The organism is Catenuloplanes sp. NPDC051500 (genome assembly GCF_044454585.1).
In the GTDB taxonomy this organism is placed as follows: domain Bacteria; phylum Actinomycetota; class Actinomycetes; order Mycobacteriales; family Micromonosporaceae; genus Catenuloplanes.
Map to the genome: position 1 here is coordinate 329,057 of NZ_JBITDX010000001.1, position 24,581 is coordinate 353,637.

Annotated in this window: 17 protein-coding genes; 8 read left to right on the forward strand and 9 right to left on the reverse strand. The window is 71.2% G+C overall.

Going from position 1 to position 24,581, the window contains the following annotated elements:
- Positions 1-18: 18 nt before the first annotated feature.
- Together ACIA8K_RS01360 and ACIA8K_RS01365 are read right to left on the reverse strand one after the other, a co-directional pair.
- Positions 19-990: an ABC transporter permease gene (locus ACIA8K_RS01360; protein ID WP_396053685.1), complete on the reverse strand. Its 972-nt coding sequence runs from the start codon at positions 988-990 to the stop codon at positions 19-21.
- Positions 987-2,645 (reverse strand): extracellular solute-binding protein, encoded by a 1,659-nt coding sequence (locus tag ACIA8K_RS01365; RefSeq protein ID WP_396053687.1) that lies wholly within the window; start codon positions 2,643-2,645, stop codon positions 987-989. The genes ACIA8K_RS01360 and ACIA8K_RS01365 overlap by 4 nt, the downstream gene beginning before the upstream one ends.
- Before the next feature lie 133 nt (positions 2,646-2,778).
- Between ACIA8K_RS01365 and ACIA8K_RS01370 the strand changes: the two genes are divergently transcribed.
- Positions 2,779-3,975, forward strand: coding sequence for an ROK family protein (locus ACIA8K_RS01370; protein ID WP_396053689.1), 1,197 nt, complete (start codon positions 2,779-2,781; stop codon positions 3,973-3,975).
- A gap of 29 nt (positions 3,976-4,004) precedes the next feature.
- Here ACIA8K_RS01370 and ACIA8K_RS01375 read toward each other — a convergent pair whose 3' ends face one another.
- Positions 4,005-5,042, reverse strand: a complete 1,038-nt coding sequence (locus ACIA8K_RS01375) for a LacI family DNA-binding transcriptional regulator (RefSeq protein WP_396053691.1) — start codon at positions 5,040-5,042, stop codon at positions 4,005-4,007.
- A gap of 106 nt (positions 5,043-5,148) precedes the next feature.
- Positions 5,149-7,977, reverse strand: a complete 2,829-nt coding sequence (locus tag ACIA8K_RS01380) for a glycoside hydrolase family 3 C-terminal domain-containing protein (protein WP_396053693.1) — start codon at positions 7,975-7,977, stop codon at positions 5,149-5,151.
- A gap of 388 nt (positions 7,978-8,365) precedes the next feature.
- Here ACIA8K_RS01380 and pyk point away from each other — a divergent pair, with 388 nt between their 5' ends.
- From pyk to ACIA8K_RS01400, 4 genes are all read left to right on the forward strand, one after another.
- A complete protein-coding gene (gene pyk / locus ACIA8K_RS01385; RefSeq protein ID WP_396053695.1) occupies positions 8,366-9,793 on the forward strand; it encodes a pyruvate kinase in 1,428 nt (475 codons plus the stop codon).
- Between the two features lie 80 nt (positions 9,794-9,873).
- Complete coding sequence (locus tag ACIA8K_RS01390) at positions 9,874-10,710, forward strand: acyl-CoA thioesterase (protein WP_396054466.1); 837 nt, start codon at positions 9,874-9,876, stop codon at positions 10,708-10,710.
- Between the two features lie 204 nt (positions 10,711-10,914).
- The gene (locus ACIA8K_RS01395) at positions 10,915-11,406 is read left to right on the forward strand and encodes an RrF2 family transcriptional regulator (RefSeq protein WP_396053697.1); all 492 of its coding nucleotides are present in this window, start codon (positions 10,915-10,917) and stop codon (positions 11,404-11,406) included.
- A 90-nt stretch (positions 11,407-11,496) separates the two neighbouring features.
- Entirely contained in the window at positions 11,497-12,402 is a 906-nt protein-coding gene (locus ACIA8K_RS01400) for a sulfite exporter TauE/SafE family protein (protein WP_396053699.1), read from the forward strand.
- On the opposite strand, the gene ACIA8K_RS01405 is transcribed toward ACIA8K_RS01400, so the two are convergent.
- Complete coding sequence (locus tag ACIA8K_RS01405) at positions 12,399-12,848, reverse strand: MarR family winged helix-turn-helix transcriptional regulator (RefSeq protein ID WP_396053701.1); 450 nt, start codon at positions 12,846-12,848, stop codon at positions 12,399-12,401. The genes ACIA8K_RS01400 and ACIA8K_RS01405 overlap by 4 nt on opposite strands.
- Positions 12,849-12,947: 99 nt before the next feature.
- On the opposite strand from ACIA8K_RS01405, the gene ACIA8K_RS01410 reads away from it, so the two are divergent.
- Entirely contained in the window at positions 12,948-13,790 is an 843-nt protein-coding gene (locus tag ACIA8K_RS01410; RefSeq protein WP_396053703.1) for a haloalkane dehalogenase, read from the forward strand.
- Positions 13,791-14,012: 222 nt separating this feature from the next.
- Here ACIA8K_RS01410 and ACIA8K_RS01415 read toward each other — a convergent pair whose 3' ends face one another.
- Positions 14,013-14,873, reverse strand: a complete 861-nt coding sequence (locus ACIA8K_RS01415) for a LysR family transcriptional regulator (RefSeq protein WP_396053705.1) — start codon at positions 14,871-14,873, stop codon at positions 14,013-14,015.
- A gap of 210 nt (positions 14,874-15,083) precedes the next feature.
- Here ACIA8K_RS01415 and ACIA8K_RS01420 point away from each other — a divergent pair, with 210 nt between their 5' ends.
- Positions 15,084-15,896, forward strand: coding sequence for an EamA family transporter (locus ACIA8K_RS01420; protein WP_396053707.1), 813 nt, complete (start codon positions 15,084-15,086; stop codon positions 15,894-15,896).
- 99 nt (positions 15,897-15,995) lie between these two features.
- Here ACIA8K_RS01420 and ACIA8K_RS01425 read toward each other — a convergent pair whose 3' ends face one another.
- The 3 genes from ACIA8K_RS01425 to gltB form a co-directional block, all read right to left on the reverse strand.
- Complete coding sequence (locus ACIA8K_RS01425; protein WP_396053709.1) at positions 15,996-17,246, reverse strand: ATP/GTP-binding protein; 1,251 nt, start codon at positions 17,244-17,246, stop codon at positions 15,996-15,998.
- A 252-nt stretch (positions 17,247-17,498) separates the two neighbouring features.
- Positions 17,499-18,971: a glutamate synthase subunit beta gene (locus tag ACIA8K_RS01430; RefSeq protein ID WP_396053711.1), complete on the reverse strand. Its 1,473-nt coding sequence runs from the start codon at positions 18,969-18,971 to the stop codon at positions 17,499-17,501.
- Positions 18,964-23,574 carry a glutamate synthase large subunit gene (gene gltB, locus ACIA8K_RS01435; protein WP_396053713.1) on the reverse strand — a complete coding sequence of 1,537 codons (4,611 nt, stop codon included), beginning with the start codon at positions 23,572-23,574 and terminating at the stop codon, positions 18,964-18,966. Before gltB ends, ACIA8K_RS01430 begins: the two co-directional genes overlap by 8 nt.
- Positions 23,575-23,721: 147 nt before the next feature.
- On the opposite strand from gltB, the gene ACIA8K_RS01440 reads away from it, so the two are divergent.
- Positions 23,722-24,480, forward strand: coding sequence for a GNAT family N-acetyltransferase (locus tag ACIA8K_RS01440; protein ID WP_396053715.1), 759 nt, complete (start codon positions 23,722-23,724; stop codon positions 24,478-24,480).
- The last annotated feature ends 101 nt before the right edge of the window (positions 24,481-24,581 follow it).

Consider the following 24,581-nt stretch of genomic DNA (forward strand, 5'->3'; position numbering starts at 1 on the left):
CGCCAGGTTGACGATTGCTCATCTCTGGTAGATCCCCTGCTCGCCGAAACGGTGTGCGATCTTGTTGGCGGTCAGGATGAGCACCAGCCCGACCGCGGCCTTGAACAGGCCCGCCGCGGCGCCGATGCCGTACTGCTGCACCACCACGCCGCGGTAGTAGACGTAGGTGTCGAGCACCTCGGCCGCCTGCCGGCCGACCGCGTCCCGTTGCAGGATGAACTGCTCGAAGCCGACGTTGAGCGCGTCACCGAGCCGCAGGATGAGCAGCAGGATGATGACCGAGCGCAGGCCGGGGAGGGTGATGTGCCAGAGGCGGCGCCAGCGTCCGGCGCCGTCGGCGGCCGCGGCCTCGTAGAGCTGCGGGTCGATCGCGGCGAGCGCGGCCAGGAAGATGATCATGCCCCAGCCGGCGTCCTTCCAGACCGCCTGCGACGTGACCAGCACGATGAAGGTGTCCGGATTCGTCATGATCTCCGGCGGGGTGTAGCCGGCGCCGCGCGCCACCTGGGCGAGCAGGCCGGCGCCGCCCAGCATCAGCTGGAAGAACGACACGACGAGCACCCAGCTGAAGAAGTGCGGCAGGTAGACGACGCTCTGGATGAACGACCGCAGTTTCGGCGAGAGCACGCTGTTGAGCAGCAGCGCCAGCAGGATCGGCAGGGGGAAGTAGAACACCAGCTGGAAGGCGAGGAGCGCGAGCGTGTTGCGCAGCGCGTCCCAGAACGACGGGTCCTTGAACAGCGCCTCGAAGTTGCCGAAGCCGATCCACTCGCTGTAGAGGAACGCCTCGAACGGGTTGGCGCCGGCGAACGGGTTGTAGTCCTGAAAGGCCACCACGTTGCCGAGCGTGGGTACGTAGTGGAAGACCAGGACCAGCAGGAACGCGGGCGCGACCATGAGCAGGAGCGGCCAGTCGCGGCGGAGGCGGTGCCTTTTCGGTACGGGCGGCCGCCTGGTCACGGCCACCCGCTCGCGAACGGGTGCGCTCATCGGCCGTTGTCTGCGAGGACTTTGGCGTAGAACTCGCGGGCCTCGTCGCCGCCGGTGTTGCGCCACTCGGTGACGACCGCCTCCAGGTCGGAGAGGGGGCGGCGGCCGCGCTTGATGTCGGTCAGCTTGTCCTCGGTGGGCTGCGCGATGGTGGCGATCTTGGTGGGCGTCTCGACCTTGATGCCGGTCCACGGGTCCGGCTCGATGTACTTCACCGTGTCGTTGCACCAGGCGAGCATGTCCTGCGCGTAGTGCGGCACGTCCGCGCCGCCGACGATCACCGCGGGGCGTCCGCCGAGGAAGCCGAACTGGTTCGCGAACTCCTTGGTGTACAGGTCGTTCGTGACCGGGGTGCCGTCGGCCGCGCGGGTGAAGTGGGTGCCCTCCACGCCGTACTCGCGCAGCTCGTACTCCTTGGTGCCGAACGGGGCGGCGTTCCAGTTGAGCACGCGCAGCAGCTCCTCGACGCGGGCCTGGCCCAGGTCCTTCTTGATGAACGTCCAGATGATGCCGGGCGTGCCCTGCCAGCGGACCGGCTTCTGCCCGGCGGCCGCGCCGAACACCTTGATCGGCTGGAGGTTGAACGCCGGGTTGTTGCGGCTCTCGTCGCGTTGCATGCCGCGCCAGACGCCGAGGCCGCCCTGCCAGCAGATCACCTTGCCGGCCCGGAGCAGCGCATTGGCGTCGCCGCCCTTGCTGCCGGCCAGTTCCGGGTGCATCAGGCCGTCCTTGAACACCCTGATCATGAACTCGACGGCCTGCTTGTACTCGGGCGTCTCGTACTTGTGGGTGAGCGTGCCGTCCGCGTTCCTGCGCCAGCCCTGCTGCGAGCCGGGCACGCCGAGCGCCTGCTCGACCTCGGCGGAGATGTCACCGAACGCCCAGACGCCCTTGCCCGGGTCGGTGAGCTTCTTGCCGTACGCGTACAGCTCCTCCAGGTTCGCCGGGTCGGCCACCCCGGCCGCCTCCGCGAGGTCCTTGCGGTGGAACAGCGCCCACGGGAACGGGTTGTCCGTCGGGAACGGCACGCCCATCAGCTTCCCGCCCCAGACCGAGTCCTTCCACGCGGGCGTGGGCAGCCCGGCCAGCATCGGGTAGTTCGCACCCTTCTCCTTCGCCAGGTACGGCGTGAGGTCCTCGAAGAGCACGTGCGAGCCCTCGGAGAAGCGGGCGATCCGGCCGATGTCCCAGCCCGGGATGACAAGCAGGTCCGGCACGTCGCGCGCGCCGACCATCGCGTTGACCTTCTCGCTGTAGGTGTTGCCGTCCTGCACGCTGAACTCGACGGGTACGCCGAGCGCGGCGTTGACCGCGTCCACGTAGGCGTTCTGGCCGGTGGCGGGCGGTGGCGGGCCCCACCACGGCGTCGTCGCCCTGATCGCCTGGCCGCTGGTGCCGGGCTTATCGGTGATCGCCGCGACAGTGGTCTTCGGGTAGTTCACGTAGCCGTCCACCACCGGCGGGACACCCTTGATGTCCGGCTGGACAAGCTGCACCGGCTTGTAGTCGGGCACCACGGCCGAGGCCGCGTCTGCGTTCGTCGCGGTGCCGGTCGAGCCCGGTTCCCGGCTGCAGCCGCTCAGCAACGGGCCACCGGCCACGGTGGCCGCGCCCATGCCGACCAGTCCCAGAAAAGTCCGGCGGTTCGTGCTCACGGCCTGCCCCTCTCATATGGTTGCGCTAGAGTTAGTTCGTCTGGTGACTAAACAAAGTAGCCGACGGTCCAGGCCCCCACAAGGGAGCTGCCGTACGGCGCATGGGGCATGATGGTCGGGACACCGGGGAGCAATGTTGATCACCATGCAGTCCGGCCCGCAGCCGGCCGACTTCGCCGACGTGCGGGCGACCAACCTGGCCGTCGTGCTGCGCCACGTGCGCGCCCACGGTCCCGTGTCCCGCGCCGGCATCGCGGCCGCCACCGGGCTGAACAAGGCGACGGTCTCCAGCCTGGTCGCGGACCTGATCGAGCGCCGGCTGCTGCGCGAGACAGGTCTCGCCGAGAACCGGATCGGCCGGCCGGCCACGATGCTCGTGCTGGACGGGTCCGCCTACGCGGCGATCGGGCTCGAGGTCACCGGCGACCACCTCACCGCGGTCGCGGTCGACCTGGCCGGCGAGCAGCTGCTCTCCTGGCGGCGGGCGTTCACCGGCGCCACCGACGCCGGCCGGGGCGTCAGCGGCATCGCGGCACTCGCCGGGCGGGCCGCCTCCCGGGTCGCGGCACAGGGGCGCCAGGTCCTCGGGCTGACCGTCGGCGTGCCCGGCCTGGTGGACGAGAGCGGCACGGTACGACGCTCAGCCGCGCTGGCCTGGTCCGATGTGGATCTCCGCGGTGATCTGATCAAGGCGCTGCGCAAGCCGGAGTACGAGGTGGCGGTCGACAACGACGCCAACCTCGCCGCACTGGCCGAGCAGCGGTACGGCGGGCACGACGGCGGGCGCAATCTGATCTACGTCGCCGGCGAGACCGGGCTCGGCGCGGGCCTGATCGTCGACGGGCGGCTGCTGCGTGGCGGGCGCGGGTTCACCGGCGAGATCGGGCGCCTCCAGCTGCACGGCGGCACGCTCGAGGAACTGGCGGGCATCGAGTCGCTGATCCAGCGCGCCCTGCCGGACGCGGACGCCGACGGGGCGATCACGGACTTCGCGCCGGAGGTGGAGCGGGTGGTGATCGCGGCCCGGAGCGGGGATCATCGGGCGCTCGACGCGCTCCGCGATGTGGGCCGGCACCTCGGCGGCGGGTTGTCGCTGCTCACCAACGTGCTCAACCCTGAGGTGATCGTGCTGGGGGGTTACTTCGTTCCGCTTGCCGAGTGGCTGCTCCCGGCCGCGGCGGCGGAGATGGCGGCGCACACGCTCGCGGCCGAGGCCGGTGGCGCGGTGCTGGCCGTCTCGGTGCTCGGCCCGGGGGCGGCGGCGATCGGCGGGGCGGCCCGGGTGCTCGACGCGCTCGACACCGGGCATCTGCCCGCGCTGACGGCCTGACCCGCCGCAGCGCCGGGGAGAACCGCGTTTCAGGTGTCAAGGCCCGCTGAGAGCGAGAGCGCCGGGCGCGCCGAGGCGGTGCTGGCCCGGGCCGTGAGGCGGGGGTCCAGCAGCGTGGCGTCCGGCACCGCTTCCCCCTCCACCTTCGCGATCAGCAACGCCACCGCCTGACGGCCGAGCTCCTCGGCCGGGATCAGCACCGAGGAGAGCGCCGGGCTGGACCGCTCCGCGACCTCGTCCGGGCAGATCGCCACGACCGAGATGTCGCCGGGCACGTCGCGGCCCAGCGACGGGAGCGCGGCCAGCACGTGCGCGACAGCGGCCTCGTTGTGCACGACCAGGCCGGTCACGTCGGGCCGCTCGGCGAGCAGCTGGGCGAGCCCTTCGCGTACCGCCGGGTAGTGCTCCTCGCACGGCCGGGCTGTCGCGGTCGCGCCGTGACGCCGCGCGGTCTCCAGGAAGCCGGACCGGGTGCGCCGCGCGAACCCGGTGTCGCGCTCGTAGACGACCGAGGGCGCGCCGAGCAGCGCCAGCGACCGGTGGCCGAGCGCGGCAAGGTGCTCCACGCACGCGGCGCCGGCCCGGTAGAAGTCCAGGTCGACGCAGGTCAGGCCGCCCGCGTCGGCCGGGAAGCCGATCAGCACACTTGGGCGCTCCAGCTCGTGCAGCAGCGGCACCCGCGGGTCGCGCATCTCCACGTCCATCACGATGAGGCCGTCGACCATGGCGGACGCGGCTATCCGGCGCAGGCCGCTCGGGCCCTCGTCCGCGGTCACCAGCAGCACGTCGTGGTCGTACTGCCGGGCGGAGGTGACGACGGCTGTCGCGAACTGCATCAGGACCGGCAGGTGCATGCCACTGCGCAGCGGCAGGACCAGGGCGATCACGTTCGCCCGGCGGCTGGCGAGCGCGCGGGCGCCGGCGTGCGGGTGGTAGCCGAGCGTGCGGATGCTGGCCAGCACCCGTTCCCTTGTCACCGCGGAGATCGCCCGCTTGCCGCTGAGCACGTAGGAGACGGTGCTGACCGCGACACCCGCGTGCTTGGCCACGTCCGTGATGGTGACCATGTCCGGGCGTTTCGGGCCGGCGCGCCGGCCCGTGGTGCGGCGCGCGGGCGCCGGCCGGCCGTCATCCGACGAACCGCCCTGCACAGGCACCGGTAATGCCGGCCCTTCACCCACCGTGTCCCCCTCCGGCAGCGTCGAACACCACGTCGCTCACCGTAACGCCTGCGGCGCCGTAGACGAGGAACAGGTCGCGTACACCGTGTGCGCCGTCCACCCGGACGGTCACCTCGACGGGTGCGGGGGCGGCGGGCAGCTCCGCGGTCGCGATCACCGGGCCGGCCGGATCGTCCAGGCGCAGCGTCACAGTGCCCGGCCCGGCGCCGCGGACCCGTACCCCCGTGATGTCGGTGTGGAAGTCGACGCCCTCGAACGCGGCCCACGCGTCGGGCCGGGTGGACACGAGCGTGTCGTGGTCCGCGGGCAGCACGCCGTCGTAGTCGTCGTTGTCCACCGCGGGCAGCGGGCGCGCCGGGTCGCGGTCCGGGATGTGCTCGCCGCGCACCGCGAGCGTGGTGGTCAGCACGAGGTCGGTGCTGGAGCGGCCGACCGCGACAGTGTGCCGCGCGGCCTCGATCACCGGACGGGAGCGGGTGACGTCCCAGAACGCCAGGTCGGCCACGGGAAGCGGGATCGTCACCCGCGTGCTCTCGCCGGGCGCGAGCCGGACCCGGGCGAAGCCGCGCAGCGCCCGGAGCGGCTGCTTGACCCGGGACCGCTGCTGGCGGGTGTAGAGCTGGACCACGTCCTGGCCCGGCCGGGTGCCGGTGTTCGTCACCTCCACCGACACCTCCACGGTGTCGTCCGGGCCCGCCGAGGCGGTGGAGACGCGCAGGTCCCGGTAGGCGAAGCGGGTGTAGCTGAGGCCGTGCCCAAACGGGAACAGCGGCGTGCCCCGGTAGTAGAGGTAGGTGGCGTCGGTGGCGATGATGTCGTAGTCGAGCAGGTCCGGAAGTTCCGCGTCGGACCGGTACCAGGTCTGGGTGAGCCGGCCCGCCGCGTCGACCGGGTGCCCGGCGGCATCCGCGCCGTAGAGCACGTCCGCGAGCGCGGCGCCGTATTCCTGGCCGCCGTGCGCGGACCACAGCACCGCCGGCAGGTGAGCCGCGGCCCAGGTGATCGAATACGGATAACTGCTTGTCAGGACGAGTACGGTGCGCGGGTTCGCCTCGTGCACGGCCGCAAGCAGCGCCTGTGCGGACGCGGGCAGGTCAAGGCCCGGCCGGTCCTCCGTCTCCCGGCCGTTGACAAGCGGATGGTTGCCGAGCACCACCACGGCGACGTCGGCCCCGGCGGCGGCGTCGGCCGCGGCCCGCCGGCCGTCGGTGATCAGCTCCACGGTGAGCGGCACCGCGTCGGCCGGGGTCCCGGCGGACGCGTGCAGCAGCCCGTCCGCGCCGAGCGCCACCCACCGGCCGGTCTGCACGTGCCGCAGGCGGATGCGGCCGCCGCCCGCGTCCGAGGTCGCGAACGTCTCGTGCACCTCCCAGCCGTTCGGGCCGGGCTGGTCGTTGACGAGCGGGCCGCCGGGCTCGAAGACGGCCGCGACCCTGCCGTTCGCCACGGCCCGCAGCGCGATCACCTGGTGGCCGTAGTCAAGGACGTCGAAGTGGCCGGGCGTCGCCGCATCGCCGCGGAGCGGCCCGCCGTCCGGTGAGTCTGGCGCCTCGACCCAGCCGGCCGGGGTCCGCAGCGCGACCCGGTCGACGCCCTCGGCGAACACGGTGCCGAGGGCCGACCGCGCCGCGATCGCCCGGTAGGGCGTGACCCGGTACGGCAGACCGCCGGAGTACCAGTCCTCGTGCACCGCGTCCGCAAGCGGGCCGATCACCGCGACGCGCAGGTCGCCGGTGAGAGGCAGACACTCGTTCTTCAGCAGCACCACTGACGCGCGCGCGGCCTCCCGGGCCAGCTCCTGGTGTGCGGTGCAGTTGATCGCGTCCTCGGTGACCACGGCGAACGGGTTGCGCTCCGGCGGGTCGAACTCGCCCAGCCGAAACCGCACGGACAGGATGTGGCGCACCGCGGCGTCCACGTGTGACTCGTCGATCAGGCCGCGGGCGAGCGCCTCGGTCAGGAAGCCGCGCGTCGGGGCGCCGTCCGCGCCGTCCTCGGTCATGCAGTCCACGCCGGCCCGGAGCGCCGCGGCGAAGCCGGCCACGTGGTCTTCCAGGTAGCGCTGGTCGCGGGCCAGGTTCGAGACCGCGGCCGCGTCGCCGACCACCATGATGTCGTCGCCGGTGAACCCGCGCAGCACGTCGTTGATCAGCGGGCTGACGTGGGTGGGCCGCCCGTTGATCAGGTTGTAGGAGGCCATCACCGCGACCGCGGCCCCGTCCGCGAGCGGCGTGCGGAACGCGGGCAGCTCGTACTCGTGCAGCACGCGCGGCGGCAGGTTGCTCGAGGTGAGCGCGCGGCGGGTCTCGTTGTTGTAGGCCAGGAAATGCTTGAGCGTGGGCGCGGTCCGCAGGTAGAACGGGTGGTCGCCGCGCAGGCCCCGGGCGTAGGCGGCGCCGATCAGGCCGGTCAGCCACGGGTCCTCGGCGTAGCCCTCCTCGTTGCGGCCCCAGCGCGGGTCGCGCAGCGGGTTGACCACCGGGGCCCAGACGTTGAGGCCCACGCCGCCGGGGTCCTTGTGGTGGAACGCGCGCACCTCGTCGCCGACGGCCGCGCCGACCCGGCGGACCAGCTCCGGGTCCCAGGTGTGGGCCAGGCCGACGGCCTGCGGGAAGACGGTGGCGGCCCCGAGCCAGGCAACGCCGTGCAGCGCCTCGGTGCCGGTCCGGAAGCCGTCCAGCCCGAGCCGCGGGACCGGCGCCTGGTGCTGGTGCAGCAGCGCGATCTTCTCCGGCAGGCTGAGCTGGTCGATCAGGTCCGCGATGCGCGAGGAAAGCGCTTGCTCGGCATCGCGAAAAGGGCTGCGCTGAAGTTCGCTCACGGTGGGTCATCCTTTGACTGCGCCGTATAGCTCTGGTGGGAGCGCGTGCTCTGCCTCGAAGCGTTTCGATGAACGTTCGAGAAAAGCTCCGGGGATCCACGGTTTCAGGCGTGTTACACCCGGAGCAACCTGAGGTTTGCACTCCTGCCCACACCCGGTCAAGGGGTGAGCAGCATCGATTCCATGTCTGTGGATCTCTTGTCTGGGACCGCTCCCATCGCAGCCTGCGGCTATATCCAAGATCAATGAAACAGTTCTTGTAACGCGCGCCGGGCAACAAAAGGCGTTACTAAGGTTCCGGGGCCGCCGACCTGGGCTTAAGGCACGTTCAGGACGGGAGGCCCTTCGGGGGTGGGCACCACGCGGGTACCGGCACAGGGCTAGCCTGATGGTTGTGACACGCCGCGCGAAAATCGTCTGCACTCTCGGCCCCGCGACCTCGTCCCCGGAACGCATCCGGGGCCTCGTGGAGGCCGGCATGGATGTGGCCCGGCTGAACTTCAGCCACGGCGACCACTCCGATCACGAGCAGGTCTACCACCTGGTCCGGGAGACCGCGAAGGCCACCGGCCGCGCCGTCGCCGTCCTGGCCGACCTGCAGGGCCCGAAGATCCGGCTCGGCCGGTTCGAGAACGGTCCGCACGAGTGGCGCACCGGGGACTCCGTGGTCATCACCGGCGATGACATCATCGGCTCCGCCACCCGGGTCTCGTGCACCTACCGCAAGCTTCCGCAGGAGGTCAAGGTCGGCGACCGCCTCCTGATCGACGACGGCAGGGTCGCCGTCGAGGTCACCAACGTCGAAGACAACGACATCCACTGCCTCGTCATCGAGGGCGGCAAGGTGTCGAACAACAAGGGCGTCTCGCTGCCCAACGTGGCCGTCAGCGTGCCCGCCATGTCCGAGAAGGACGCGGAGGACCTGCGGTTCGCGCTGCGGCTCGGCGCCGACATGATCGCGCTGTCCTTCGTCCGCGCGCCCGAGGACATCAAGCTCGTGCACAGCGTCATGGACGAGGAGGGCATCCGCCGCCCCGTCCTGGCCAAGGTGGAGAAGCCGGAGGCGGTCACCCACCTGGAGGCGATCGTCGACTCGTTCGACGGCGTCATGGTCGCCCGCGGTGACCTCGGCGTGGAGATGCCGCTCGACCAGGTGCCGCTCGTGCAGAAGCGCCTGGTCCAGCTGTGCCGGGAGAGCGCGAAGCCGGTCATCGTGGCCACCCAGATGCTCGACTCCATGATCGAGAACTCGCGCCCCACCCGCGCCGAGACCTCCGACGTGGCGAACGCGGTGCTCGACGGCGCGGACGCGGTCATGCTCTCCGGCGAGACGAGCGTCGGCAAGTTCCCGGTCCTGACGGTCAGCACCATGGCACGGATCATCGAGACGACCGAGGGCGGCGCGTTCGGCGTGCCGCGGCTGCAGCACGACCCGCGCACCCACGGCGGCGCGCTGACCGTGGCCGCGTCGCAGATCGCGCGGAACATCGGCGCCAAGGCGCTTGTCGCGTTCTCCCAGACCGGCGACACCGTGCGCCGCCTGGCCCGCCTGCACTGCGAGCTGCCGCTGCTGGCCTTCACCCCGATCACCGAGGTGCGTGACCAGCTGGCGCTCAGCTGGGGTGTGCAGACGTTCGAGACCGCGTTCGTGCAGCACACCGACGACATGTTCCGCCAGGTCGACCAGGCGCTGCTCGGTCTCGGCCAGTTCAAGGCCGGCGACTACGTGGTCGTCGTGGCCGGCACCCCGGCGGGCACGCCCGGCTCGACGAACACGCTTCGCGTGCACCAGCTCGGCTCGCTCTCGGCGAACTGAGCGCTGTGACTGACACCCCGGCAACCGGGCAGACTGACAGCCCGGCAACCGGGCAGGCCGCGGTGGACCAGCTGCTGGAGATGCTCGACCTTCAGCGGCTGGGCCCCTCGGCGTTCCGGGGCACCAGCCCGCGCGTCTCCCGCCAGCGCATCTTCGGCGGGCAGGTCGCCGCGCAGGCGCTTGTGGCGGCCGGGCGGACCGTCGACGCCGACCGCACCGTGCACTCGCTGCACGGTTACTTCGTGCGGCCCGGCGACCCGGCCGTGCCGATCGACTTCCAGGTGGAGAACATCCGGGACGGGCGCTCGTTCTCGGTGCGGCGGTCGGTGGCGTACCAGCACGACAAGGTCATCTTCTTCATGTCCGCCTCCTTCCAGGTGCACGAGGAAGGGCTGGACCACCACGAGCCGTTCCCCGCGGACATCCCGGCGCCGGACGAGACGCCGACCATCGCCGAGCGGATGGCGCGGTACCCCGAGCGGCTGGCCGTGATCGCCGCGACCGCGCCGCGCGCGATCGACGTGCGCTACCTGGGCGAGACCGGCTGGGTGCCGCCCGGCGACCGCCCGGTCAACGCGGAGCCCCGCGCCTGGATGCGCATCGACGGCAAACTGCCGGACGATCCGCTGATCCACGCGGCCGCGCTCACCTACGCGTCCGACATGACGCTTCTGGACGCGGTGCTCGCCACGCACGGCGAGGTCTGGGGCCCCGGCGGCGTGGTCGGCGCGAGCCTGGACCACGCGCTCTGGCTGCACCGGCCGTTCCGGGCCGACGAGTGGTTCCTCTACGACTGCTCCAGCCCGAACGCATCAGGTGCGCGCGGGCTCGCCTCCGGGCGGATGTTCGCAGTCGACGGCCGGCTGATCGCCAGCGCGGTCCAGGAGGGCCTGCTGCGCCGCGTCGGCCGCGACTAGGCGCTGTATCGAAGTGGGGGTCGGAGCGAGGCGCGGTCCAGGGGTCGCCTGGGTGCGCGGCGCGGACGCCCTCATACCGGTGTTGTATGTGGGCGTTTGCGACGTGCGGCCAGGCGGCGCCTGGGCCTCGCCGCAGCCCGGCATCCCACGTCGATACAGCGTCTAGGTTGATCACGAGTTTCCCTATGCGGATACTCTTCTTTTATGCGTCTGTCCGCCCGGGTCGACTATGCGCTTCGCGCGGTCGCCGAACTCGCCCTCGCCGCCTCCGACGCGGCATCGGAGCCCACCTCGCGCTCGCCGCGCCCGGGTAACCCGCTGACCGCCGAACGCATCGCGCGGGCGCAGGAGATCCCGCCGAAGTTCCTGGAGAGCATCCTGCTCCAGTTGCGGCGCGGCGGCATCGTGCACGCCCAGCGCGGCCCGGAGGGCGGCTACTGGCTGGCCCGGCCGGCAGTGGAGATCTCGCTCGCGGACGTGATCCGGGTGATCGACGGTCCCCTTGCGAACGTGCGCGGCCAGCGCCCGGAGGACCTCGGCTACGCCGGCGCCGCGGTCGCGCTGCAGGAGGTCTGGATCGCGTTGCGGGCCAGCGAACGGGAGATCCTGGAGCTGGTCACGCTTGCCGACATCGCCGGCGGGAAACTGCCGGACCGGGTGCAGGAGCTGGCCTCGGACCCGCGCGCCTGGGTGTAGCCACGGTTCTCAACTTCTGGACGATGCTCGACCGCGGCCCTAATCTCCACTAATCTGATCGACATTGTCTGACAGATGGGTGGTGTGGGGATGCGCAAGCTCGTCGTACTTGCACTTGTCGGGTTCGCGGCACAGCTCGTCGACGGCGCGCTCGGCATGGGCTACGGCGTCACGTCCAGCACGTTGCTTCTGGTCGCGGGCCTGAGCCCGGCGTCGGCGTCCGCCTCCGTGCACCTGGCCGAGATCGGTACCACGCTCGCGGCCGGCACCGCGCACTGGCGGTTCGGCAACGTCGACTGGAGCGTGGTCCGGCGCATCGCGCTGCCCGGCGCGGCCGGCGCGTTCCTCGGCGCCACCCTGCTCAGCAACCTCTCCACCGAGGCCGCCGCGCCGTGGATGGCCGGCATCCTGCTCACGCTCGGCGTCTACCTGCTGGTCCGCTTCGCCAGGCCGATCGGCCGGGCGATCAACCGCTCGCCGCTGCGCAGCCGCTTCCTGGCACCGCTCGGCCTGGTCGCCGGCTTCGTCGACGCGACCGGGGGCGGCGGCTGGGGCCCGGTCGCCACGCCGTCCCTGCTTGTCAGCGGCCGGATGGAGCCGCGCAAGGTGGTGGGTTCGGTGGACACGTCGGAGTTCGTCGTCGCGCTCGCGGCCAGCGCCGGCTTCCTCCTCGGGCTCGGCACCACCGGGTTCGTCTGGGGAACTGTGCTCGCGCTGCTGGCCGGCGGGCTGGTCGCCGCACCGATCGCGGCCTACCTGGTCCGGATCGTGCCGGCACAGCTGCTCGGCGCCGCGGTGGGCGGGCTGATCGTGCTGACGAACGCGCGCACCATGATGAAGACGTTCGACATCACCGGCGGCGTCAACACCGCGGTGTACCTACTGATCATTGCCGCCTGGGTGACTGCGGCCGTGCTGGCGGTGCGGGCACTGCGCCGCACCCGGCAGGCGGAGGCCCAGGCGCCCGCGCCCGACCGGGAGCTCGCGGCGGTCTAGGTGTCCAGGCCGGCCAGCGTCCGGGCCAGCAGCGCGGTGAGCGTCTCACGGTCGGCCGGTGACAGCGCGGCCAGCAGCGCCGCCTGGGCCGCGTCGAGGCGCACCTCCAGGCGGGCGAGCAGCTCACGTCCTGCCCCGGTGAGCGTGACGACGTTGCGGCGGCGGTCGGCCGGGTCGGGGGCGCGCTCGACGTACCCCCGATCGGCAAGGCTGTTGAGCGTCGCGACCAGGTCACTGAGGTGGATGCCGCTGCGCCGGCCGAGCGTCGCCTGGCTGGCCGGGCCACCGTCCGCGAGCGAAGCAAGCACCCGGTACTCGTAGGGTTTCGCCTGCTCGGCCCCGAACTGCTCGGTGAGCAGCCGATAGCCGTGGATCGACAGCTGCCCGATCATCCAGCTCGGCGTGCGGCGGAACCGCTCGTCACCCCACGTCCCGTCATCGTGCACGCCGCAAGCGTAGCGAAACCGTTTGGCGTCCGAACGTTCGACCGCTATCGTTAGGCGGGCAAACGTTAGGCACTCTAACGGTTTTTGGAGGGACGCGTCATGCCCACGATCGCCTCGATGCACTACGTCGACGCCGGCCAGGGCGGCCGGCCGGTCGTGCTGCTGCACGGCAATCCCACCTCGTCCCACATCTGGCGGCGGGTGATCCCACACCTCACCGATCACGGGCCGGTACTCGCGCCGGACCTGATCGGCATGGGCCGGTCCGCACGGCCGGACATCGACTACCGGTTCGACGACCACGCACGGCACCTGGAGGCCTGGTGCGACGCGCTCGGCCTCGACGACGTCGTGCTGGTCGGGCACGACTGGGGCGGCGCGCTCGCGCTCGACCTGGCCGCCCGCCATCCGGGCAGGGTCGCCGGCGTAGCGCTGATCGAGACGTTCCTGCGGCCGATGACCTGGGAGATCTACGCGCCGGCCGCTGTCGAGCTGTTCCAGCGGCTGCGCACGCCCGGCGTGGGCGAGACCATGGCGCTCGACGAGAACTGGTTCATCGAGTCGTCGCTGCGCCTCACCATCCCTGACCTCTCCGACGAGGATCTGGCGGTCTACCGTACGCCGTACCCGGACCGGGATTCCCGCCGGCCGCTCCTGCAGTGGCCCCGGGAGATTCCCATCAACGGCGAACCGGCCGACGTGCACGCGCGGGTCACCGCCTACGGCGAGTGGATTGCGACCACGCCGTCAGTGCCGAAACTGCTGATGCTGATCGAGCCGTCCAGCGGCCTGGTCCAGCCGGCCACCGAGAAGTGGGCCCGCGAGACCATCGCCGCGCTTGAGGTGGAGAGCATCGGCGAAGCCGGCCACCAGGCGCCCGAGCAGCGGCCCGACGAGATCGGCCGCGCGGTCGCATCCTGGCTCGCCCGGCACGATCTCTAGAGGTCAGGAGCTACCACCACAAAAGCGGATCTTCCCACTCCGCGGGTGGTCGCGACCCGCACGCTCCCGCGGGCTCACGTCCCGCGGTGGTCGGGAAGACCAGGCCGGCGGCCACAGCCGGGGCGACGGCCACAGCCGGGGCGACGGCGGCCGCTCGGGGTGGCGGCGGCCGCTCGGGGCGGAGGCGGCCACTCGGGGCGGAGGCGGCCGCTCGGGGTGGCGCTATGCGGCCGTCACCACGTCGAAGGCGAGGTCGATCAGGGTGGGAACGGACGGGTGAGTGACCGGCTCGGGCCAGGCGAGGACCACCTCGACCGGCGGGGCGTCGGTGAGCGGAAGATAGGCGACGTCCGGGTTGGGATAGACGGCGACGGTGGCCTCCGTGCTGACGCCGACGGCACGGCCGGCCGCGATGGCGACCAGCCAGTCGTCGGTGTTGCCCACCTCGACCACGCGGGCCGGGCCGGCGCCGGGCGGCCAGAGGCCACGAGTGGTGCTGCCGGTGAGCGGGTTCATCGCGACCGGCTCGGTGGCCAGGTCGGTAAGCGAGAGGGCGGTGTGCGTCGCCAGCGGGCCGTCCACGGGCACCACGGCGAACCGCCGCTCGCTCAGCAGCCGCGCGGTGCGCATGCCCGGCACCGGGCCCGGGTCACGGAGGATCGCCACGTCGCAGCGGCCCCGTGCCAGGCCTGCGGTCCGGTCGTCGTCGATGCGAAGCAGTTCCAGCGGTACGTCCGGGTGGGCGCCCGCCCAGCGGCGCAGCAACGTGGTGGTGTGCACGCCCAGCGCGGACCAGGCGTGGCCCACGCGCAACGGCCAGGCGCCGGCCGCGGCCGGGTCGAGCGTCGCGTCCACGGCGGCGACCGCGGCCTCGGCCCGCTGCCGGTACCGCTCCCCCGCGCCGGTCAGCGCCAGATGGTGAGTGGACCGGTCGACAAGGCGCACGCCGAGGTGCTGCTCCAGCTGCCGCAGCGTCCGAGACAGTGCGGGCTGGGTGACGTGCAACCGGGCGGCGGCGCGGGTCACGTTCCCCTCGGCGGCGATCGCCAGGAACGCGCGCAGGTGCCGCAGGTCGGCGGTCATAACGTCAGAGCATAACCGTGCCGGGTTCGGCATTTCCGTGTCGGAGGCCGCGCGCCTAGCGTGACACGCGTGCTCCTCGCACCCCGGACGACCACCACGGCCCCGCAGACCCCCACCGCACCCGGTTCCCCTACCGCACCCCGTTCCCCCACCGCACCCGGTTCGCCCGCCGCCCAACGACGCGGAGGCAGGCGTGGCGAACTTGGCGCGGTGGGCCTTGTCCTGGCCGGCGCGGTGTCGGTCCAGTTCGGCTCCGGCGCGGCCACGCTGCTGTTCCCGCGGGCCGGCGCGGCAGGCATGGTCGCGCTCCGGCTCACCGTCGCGGCAGTGCTCATGCTGGCGATCTGCCGCCCCCGGCTGCGCGGCCACTCCCGCGCGGACTGGGCCGCCGTGATCGGGCTCGGTCTGGTCTTCGCGGTGATGAACTCCGTGTTCTACCAGGCGATCGCCCGCATTCCGCTCGGCCCGGCCGTCACGCTCGAGGTGCTCGGGCCGCTGATCCTCTCGGTCGTGCTCGCCCGCCGCGCCGCCACCTGGCTGTGGGCCCTGCTCGCACTGGCCGGTGTCGCCCTGCTCGGCGCCGGCGGCCTCGGCCGTCTCACCGTGCCCGGCGTGTTGCTGGCGCTCACCGCGGGTGCGCTCTGGGCCGCCTACATCCTGCTCAGTGCCGCGGTCGGCGGGCGCTTCCCGCGCGCGGACGGCGTGGCCATCGCGCTCGCCGTGGCCGCCGTCATCACGCTCCCGATCGGCGCGTCCACCGCCGGGACCGTGCTGCTCGACCCGCCGGTACTCGCGCTCGGCGCCGGGGTGGCGGTGCTCAGCTCCGTGCTGCCCTACACGTGCGAGCTGTTCGCGCTTCGCCGGCTGCCGTCGTCCACGTTCGCGGTGATGTCCAGCCTCGGCCCCGCGATCGCCTGCCTGGCCGGTTTCGTCGTGCTCGGCCAGTCCCTCACCGCACTCGAGGCGCTTGCGGTCCTGCTGGTCATCGCGGCCACCGCCGGTGCGGTTGTCGCCCCTTCCTGACCCCGGCGGGACCGGAAGGGAGGCCGCCTGCGGCCGACCGGGGCCCGCGGGAGCGTGCGGGCCGGACCACCGCGGGAGCGGGAATATGACGTTGGGGCGTCAGCCCGCTTTGGGGGTCTTCACGGCGCGCAGCTTGCGGCCGACCTGTCCCTCGCCGAGGTCCGGCACCGCGCCGAAACGGCCGGCCAGGTAGGACGTCGGGAGGTCCTCGTGGCGGCCGGGCTGGGCGGCGGTGAGCGGGAAGATGTCGCTGCAGCCGATCTTGTCCTTCTCGACGAGCCAGACCTGGCCCGGTTCGAGAAGGCGTTTGCCGCTGGGTGTGCTGAGCACGCTGACGTCGTGGGCGGTGAAGAGCAGCTGGGCGTCGTTCGTGTTGACCTCGGGGTCCTGGAAGAGGCGGACGACCTCGGCGGCGAAGCGCGGGTGGAGGCTGGAGTCGAGCTCGTCGACGAGCAGGACCGCGCCCTCGTCAAGCGCGAGCAGCATCGGGCCGAGCATCGCGAACCAGCTGCGGGTGCCGAACGACTCGGACTCCCAGGGCATCGGGTACGCGGTGCCGTCCGCGCCGGTGTGGATGAGCTGGACGTCTGTGACGGTGCGCCCGGCGACGCGCGTCTCGACCGGCTCGACGCCCTCGATGCCGAGGTCTGCCGCGCGCAGCAGTGCCTCGATCCGGTCGCGCTGTGGGCCGAGGACGGCCTGGCGGGTGAACTCCTCGCGCTGGTAGCGCTCGTCCTCCGGGGTGAGGAACCAGAGGTTGCGCTCGAACCAGTAGAAGACCGGCGTCAACTCGGGGTGGTTATTTGTAGCGGCGACGGTGAGGAAAAGCGCGTTCGGCCGGGTCAGCTTCACCATTGCGGCGCGGTCCTTGAGCCGGTCGCCGGGGAATTCGAAAGGCTGGCGGCGGGACGCGTCGCGGTCGAACCACACCTGGCGGCGGCCGCGGGGATAGGCGTGCAGCCATTCGGCGACGACCCGATCCGGGCCGAGCTCGAAACCGTAGGTGTAGCGGATTCCGTCGTTGACGAAATCGAGCTCGTATAGCGAGGTCTCGCGCTCGGCGGCGGGGTCGAGCGCGAACAGCTCGCGGGGGACGCCGCGCTGGGTGGCCCACTGATAGTACGAGTCGAGCACTGCGGTGCGCATCTCGACGAGGCCTTTGAGCAGGTTCGACTTACCTGATGCGTTGGGCCCGAAGATGCCGATCAGCGGGTACACGTCGAGCTGCCGGCCGCCGGCCACCGGAAGCTGCCGAGCGGCGCGTGCCGTTTTTCCGGCCGGGACGGCGAAGGCCAGCTCCCGCTCCTCGCGGAAGGACCGGACATTGGCGACCCGGAACTTCAGCAGCATCTGATCTCCTCAGCCGCGATCAGCGTTGCCTGCCCTGTGGAATCTGATTCGCTGTCAGGTCGGTGCTCGGTGCGCGCGCCGGGCACCCTTGGGCAAGGCGCGCATACGGCAGCACCCAGAGATGATGCCAGCACGGAGCGAAATCAACAAGATCGTTCGCGTTTTGGTTACCGGTGGGTTCGAATACGTCACGGAATGCTGAAGCCGCACCCCGAAATGAGTGACGGGATGCGGCTTCAGACTGTTTATTTCCTAGATCGAAAGCGAGTGCGCCGCCGCCCCGACCGGCGCGGGCAGCTCGCCCGGCGCGCCCAGGTAGCTGTGCACTGCCGCGGCGGCCGCCCGGCCCTCCGCGATCGCCCAGACGATGAGCGACGCGCCGCGGTGCATGTCGCCGGCGACGAACACGCCCTCGGCAGCGGTCTGCCAGGTGTCGTCCGCGTCGATCGCGCCACGCGGGTTACGCGCGATGCCGAACTGCTCCAGCAGCGGCTGCTGCTCGGTGCCCTCGAAGCCGATCGCCAGCAGCACCAGGTCGGCCGGGAGCACCCGCTCCGAGCCGGGCTTGACGGTCAGCACCCGGCGGCCGTCGACCCGGGTGACCTCGACCTCGGCGATGCGCACGCCACTGACCCGGCCTTCGCCGTTGTCGACGAACTCCTGGACCGCGACCGCGAACTCGCGGACGCCGCCCTCCTCGTGCGCCGGGTAGTTGCGGATCACGTAGGGCCAGGTGGGCCACGGGTCCCGGTCGCCGACCCTTGCCGACGGCGGCTCCGGGTAGATGTCCAGCTGGAAGACCTCGGACGCGCCCTGCCGGTGTGCGACGCCCAGGCAGTCAGCGGCCGTGTCGCCGCCGCCGATGATCACGACTGACTTGCCGGCCGCGTCGATCGGGGTGCTGTCCTGCAGGCCGGCGACCACGCGGTTCGCCGGGACCAGGTGGTCCATGGCGAGGTGGACGCCCTTGAGGCCGCGACCCGGCGTCTCCGGCGCGTCCCGGCCGGCGAGCGCGCCGGCCGCGAGCACGACCGCGTCGTAGTCGTTCTTGAGGGATTCGGCTGTCACATCGATCCCGACGTTGACGCCGGTCCGGAAGGACACGCCCTCGGCCGACATCTGCGCCATCCGGCGGTCGATGTGCTCCTTCTCCAGCTTGAAGTCCGGAATGCCGTAGCGCATCAGGCCGCCGATGCGGTCGTCGCGCTCAAGCACCTCCACGTCGTGACCCGCGCGGGCCAGCTGCTGGGCCGCGGCCAGCCCGGCGGGACCGGAGCCGACCACCGCGACCCGCTTGCCTGACTTCGACACCGGCGGCTGCGGCGTGACATAGCCGTTCGCGAACGCCCGGTTGATAATCTCGACCTCGACCTGCTTGATCGCCACCGGGTCGTCGCCGATGCCGAGCACGCAGGCGCCCTCGCACGGCGCCGGGCACAGCCGCCCGGTGAACTCCGGGAAGTTGTTCGTGGCGTGCAGCGACTCGATCGCCCGCGCCCAGCCGCCGGTCCGGACCAGATCGTTCCAGTCCGGGATGCGGTTGCCGAGCGGGCAGCCCTCGTGACAGAACGGGATGCCGCAGTCCATACAGCGGGTGGCCTGCTCCTGGACGAGCTGGTCGCTCGCCTCCGGGTAGACCTCCCGGTAGTCGCGGATCCGCACCGGCACCGGGCGGCGGGCCGGCAGCTGCCGGCCGTAGCGCAGGAAACCGTTCGGATCAGGCACGTGCCACCTCCATAACCGCCTCGTCGACGTCACGGCCGGCGGCTTCGGCGGCACGGATCGTTTCGATCACTCGCTTGTAGTCACGCGGCACCACCGCGACGAACTCCTCCACCGCGTCCTGCCAGCGCTTCAGCAGGCCGTCCGCGACGGCGGAGCCGGTCTCGGCGTGGTGCCGCCGGACGAGGCCGTGCAGGAGGACCTGCTCCTCGTCCGAGAGCGTGGTCAGCTCGACAAGCTCCGGGTTGATCCGGCGCTTGTCCGGCCGCCACAGGAACGCGGTGCCGCCGGACATGCCGGCCGCGAAGTTACGGCCGTGCCCGCCGAGCACCACCACGGTGCCGCCGGTCATGTACTCGCAGCCGTGGTCGCCGATGCCCTCGACGATCGCTGTCGCGCCGGAGTTGCGGACCGCGAACCGCTCGCCGGCCCGGCCGCGGATGAACAGCTCACCGCGGGTCGCGCCGTAGAGGATCGTGTTGCCCGCGATGATCTGGTCCTCGGCCGTGAACGGCGCGGACTCGTCCGGGCGGATGATCACCCGGCCGCCGGACAGGCCCTTGGCCACGTAGTCGTTCGCGTCGCCGAAGATCCGCAGCGTCACGCCGCTCGGGACGAACGCGCCGAACGACTGGCCTGCGGTGCCGTGCAGCGTCACGTCGATGGTGCCGTCCGGCAGGCCCGCGCCGCCGAAGCGCCGCGCCACCTCGCCGCCGAGCATCGCGCCGACGCTGCGGTGGTCGTTGCGGATCTTGACCTCGATCGTGACGGGCTCACGCGAGTCCAGCGCCGGCTTGGCGAGCGCGATCAGCTCGTTGTCAAGCGCCAGCTCCAGGCCGTGGTCCTGGTCGCGGACCTTGACCCGGGCCGCGCCGTCCTCCAGCTGCGGCACGGCGAGCACCGCGCGCAGGTCAAGGCCGCGGCCCTTCCAGTGGTCGATCGCCGGTGCGAGGTCCATCGACTCCGCGTGGCCGATCGCCTCCTGGAGCGTACGGAAGCCCAGCTCGGCCAGGTATTCGCGCACCTCCTCGGCGATGAACATGAAGAAGTTCTCCACGAACTCCGGCTTGCCGGTGAACCGCTCGCGCAGCACCGGGTTCTGCGTGGCGATGCCGACCGGGCAGGTGTCCAGGTGGCAGACGCGCATCATGATGCAGCCGGAGACGATAAGCGGCGCGGTCGCGAAGCCGAACTCCTCCGCGCCGAGCAGCGCGGCCACGATCACGTCGCGGCCGGTCTTGAGCTGACCGTCGACCTGCACGGTGATCCGGTCGCGGAGCTTATTGAGCAGCAGCGTCTGCTGCGTCTCGGCCAGGCCCAGCTCCCACGGCGTACCCGCGTGCTTGAGGCTGTTGAGGGGTGAGGCCCCGGTGCCGCCGTCGTGGCCGGAGATGAGCACGACGTCCGACTTCAGCTTCGCCACGCCGGCCGCGACAGTGCCGACGCCGGACTCGGACACCAGCTTCACGTGGACGCGGGCGGCCGGGTTGACGTTCTTCAGGTCGTGGACCAGCTGTGCCAGGTCCTCGATCGAGTAGATGTCGTGGTGCGGCGGCGGCGAGATGAGGCCGACGCCGGGCGTGGCGTGCCGGGTCCTGGCCACCCAGGGGTAGACCTTGTAGCCGGGCAGCTGGCCGCCCTCGCCGGGCTTCGCCCCCTGCGCCATCTTGATCTGGATGTCGTCCGCGTTGACCAGGTACTCGGTGGTGACGCCGAAACGGCCGGACGCGACCTGCTTGACGGACGAACGCCGGGCCGGGTCGTAAAGACGTTCGACGTCCTCGCCGCCCTCGCCGGTGTTCGACTTGGCGCCGAGGTTGTTCATCGCGATCGCGAGCGTCTCGTGCGACTCGGCGGAGATCGAGCCGTACGACATGGCACCTGTGGCGAACCGCTTGACGATCTCACTCGCCGGCTCGACCTCGTCAAGCGGGATCGGGGTGCCTTTTCGCAGCTGGAACAGGCCGCGCAGGTGTCCGCCCTCGGCGGCCAGCGCGTCCACCTTCGCCGTGTAGCGGCGGAAGACGTCGTACTGCTTGGAGCGGGTGGCGTGCTGGAGCAGGAACACCGTCTCCGGGTTGAAGAGGTGCGTCTCGCCCTCGCGCCGCCACTGGTACTCGCCGCCGACCTCGAGCGCGCGGTGCGTGCGCTCGGCCGGGTTCACCGGGTACGCCTTGGCGTGCCGGACCGCGATCTCCGCGTGGATCTCGGCCAGGCCGGCGCCGCCGATCCTGCCGGGCGTGCCCGCGAAGTACCGCTCGACGAGCCGCCGGTCCAGGCCGACCGCCTCGAAGACCTGCGCGCCGCAGTACGACGAGACAGTCGAGATGCCCATCTTGGACATGATCTTCTGGACGCCCTTGCCGAGCGCCTTCACGTAGTTGCGGACCGCCTTGCCCGGCTCCACGCCGGACAGCGCGCCCGTGGCGATCAGGTCCTCGACCGACTCGAACGCGAGGTAGGGATTGATCGCCGCCGCGCCGTAGCCGATCAGCGCGGCCGCGTGGTGCACCTCGCGGCAGTCACCGGACTCGACCACAAGCGCCACCCGGGTACGTGTCTGCTCGCGCACCAGGTGCTGGTGCACCGCGGCCGTGAGCAGCAGCGACGGAATCGGCGCCAGGTCCGCGTTGGAGTCCCGGTCGGAGAGGACAAGGATGCGCACGCCGTCCTCGATCGCCTCCGAGACGTGCCGGCAGATCTGGATCAGCCGGGCCCGGATGCCCGCGGCGCCGTCGCGCAGCGGGTAGAGGCCGGAGACCCGCACCGCCTTGAAGCCGGGCAGGTCACCGTCCTCGTCGATCGAGAGGATCTTGGCGAGCTCGTCGTTGTCGATGATCGGGTAGGGCAGCACGATCTGCCGGCAGGACGCCGGGCCCGGGTCGAGCAGGTTCCCCTCCGGCCCGATCGTCATCTGCAGGCTGGTGACCAGCTCCTCGCGGATGGCGTCCAGCGGCGGGTTCGTCACCTGGGCGAACAGCTGGTGGAAGTAGTCGTAGAGCAGCCTCGGCCGCTTCGACAGCGGCGAGATGGGCGTGTCGGTGCCCATCGAGCCGAGCGGCTCCGCCCCCGCCTTGGCCATCGGGCCGATCAGGACCTTGAGCTCCTCCTCGGAGTACCCGAAGGTCTGCTGACGGCGCAGCACCGAGTCGTGCGTGTACACGGTGTGCTCGCGGGCCGGCAGGTCCTCAAGGTTGATCAGACCGGCGTGCAGCCACTCGTCGTAGGGCTGCGCCGCGGCCAGCTCCGCCTTGATCTCGTCGTCCTCGACGATCGTGCCGGCCACCGTGTCGACAAGGAACATCCGGCCCGGCTGCAGCCGGCCCTTCGCCACCAGCGTCGCCGGGTCGAGATCGAGCACGCCCGCCTCAGAGCCGACAACCACAAGGCCGTCCTGGGTACGCCACCAGCGTCCCGGGCGCAGGCCGTTGCGGTCAAGCACGGCGCCGACCACCGAACCGTCAGTGAACGCGACAGCGGCCGGGCCGTCCCACGGCTCGATCAGGCTTGCGTGGAAGCGGTAGAACGCGCGCTTCGCCGGATCCATGTCCGGGTCGTTCTCCCAGGCCTCCGGGATCATCATCAGGACCGCGTGCGGGATGCTGCGCCCGGACAGGTGAAGCAGCTCAAGCACCGCGTCGAAGTTCGCCGAGTCGGACGCGTCAGGCGGGCAGACCGGGAACAGCCGCTTGATGCTGCCGGGCAGGTTCTTCGACTGCAGCGCCGCCTCGCGGGCCGCCATCCAGTTCTTGTTGCCCCGGATCGTGTTGATCTCACCGTTGTGGGCGATCAGCCGGTACGGGTGGGCGAGCGGCCACGACGGGAACGTGTTCGTCGAGAACCGGGAGTGCACAAGCGCGATCGCGCTGTCCACCCGCTCGTCCTCCAGGTCCGGGAAGAAGACCGGCAGCTGGTCCGGCGTGAGCATGCCCTTGTAGACGAACGTGCGCGAGGACAGCGACGGGAAGTAGGCCGGAATGCCCCGCTCGGCCGTCTCCCGCTCGGCCTGCTTACGCACGCAGAACGCCACCCGCTCCAGGTCCAGCCCGGACAGCGGCGTGCCGGCCGGAACGCCGGGCCGTGACGCGAGCTGCTCGGCCGCGATGAAGACCTGGCGGATCAGCGGGCGGGCCGCCTCCGCGGAGGCACCGAGGTCGTCGCTGACCACAGGTACATCGCGCCAGCCGAGCACGTCCGCACCCTCGACGAGCGCGTACTTCTCGAAGATCTGCGTGGCGCGGGCCGCATCGGCCTCGGCGCGCGGCAGGAAAACCAGTCCGGTCGCGTACTCACCGGCGGGAGGAAGTGCGAAATCAGTGACCGCACGGAAGAAATTATCCGGTACCTGAATCATGATGCCGGCGCCATCGCCGGTATTCGTCTCGGCACCCCGCGCACCACGGTGATCCAAACGGATCAACGCGGAGACGCCCTTGGCGACCACGTCATGCGAACGCCGGCCGTTGAGGTCCGCGACAAACGCGAAACCGCAGGCGTCATGCTCGAACGACGGGTCGTACATCAGGCCGGCCGTTCCGGGGAAACTGCCCGTCGGGGCGGCTCCGGTAACGGGAAGCTGAGCCCCCTGAGGGTACGGAAAAGCCACCGGGCCTCCTGTCGTCGCTCGCTGGTTGAAGATGTCGGGACGACGTCGGCCCTGTGCAGAGTCTCTAGAGTCTACGTGAGTCGGCGCCGTTTCCCACCAATACAGATTGATCACACGTCCACCATCTGAGACATGTAGGCTCGCTCGATGCCTCAGGTCGACGCCGCGCTCTTCGCTCGCCTGGAAGTCTTCTACGACGGAGTGCCGCGATTCGCCGCGCACGTCGAAGACTTCGGTGCATTGGCGCTCTTCATCGGCAGTAACGACGCGTATCCGCTATATGCACGGCCCGCATTGCAGGCCGGGAAAACGCCGTCCGCCGCAGACATTACCGCCGTGCGGCGGCGCCAGCGTGACATCGGCGCGCCCGAGGCGTTCGAGTGGGTGCACGAAACGACTCCGGAACTGCTGGCCGTGGCCCGCGCGGCCGGGTTGACAGTGCTCCAGGCGCCGTTGATGGTGCTGGATCCGGCCGCGTTGCCGCCGGCCGCCGATGACGAATCCGTTTCGCCACGGTTAATCGCGCCGGACGACGCATCGTTCGCAGACGACTTCGCACTCCAGCGCGCCGTCGCCACAGTCGCATTCACAAACGAAGGAACCTCGGTGGGTACGGCCGGCGCCCCCGACCGCGACGCCGCGCTGGTCCCGCTCTCCCCCGGCGCCATCGCGCTACAACGCCGCCGGGCCGCTGAGGGACGCGCCGCCACCGCGCTCGCAACGCTGACGAACGACCAGGTGTCCGGCGTGGTAGGCAGCGGCCTCTACCAGCGCGAGGGCGACGTCGCCGAGATCCTCGGCATCGCCACCTTGCCTAAACACGTTATGAGGCGCGGGCAGATCTCAGCCAACGACGCTCTTAGTCTGCAGCTTCTCCCGACCCCCGCCTGCTGGACCACGTCATGAGGCGCAAAGCAGACCTCAGCCAGCGACGCTCTTAGTCTGCAGTTTCTCCCGACCCGTCGCTTGCTTGACCACGTCGTGAGGCGCAAAGCAGACCTCAGCCA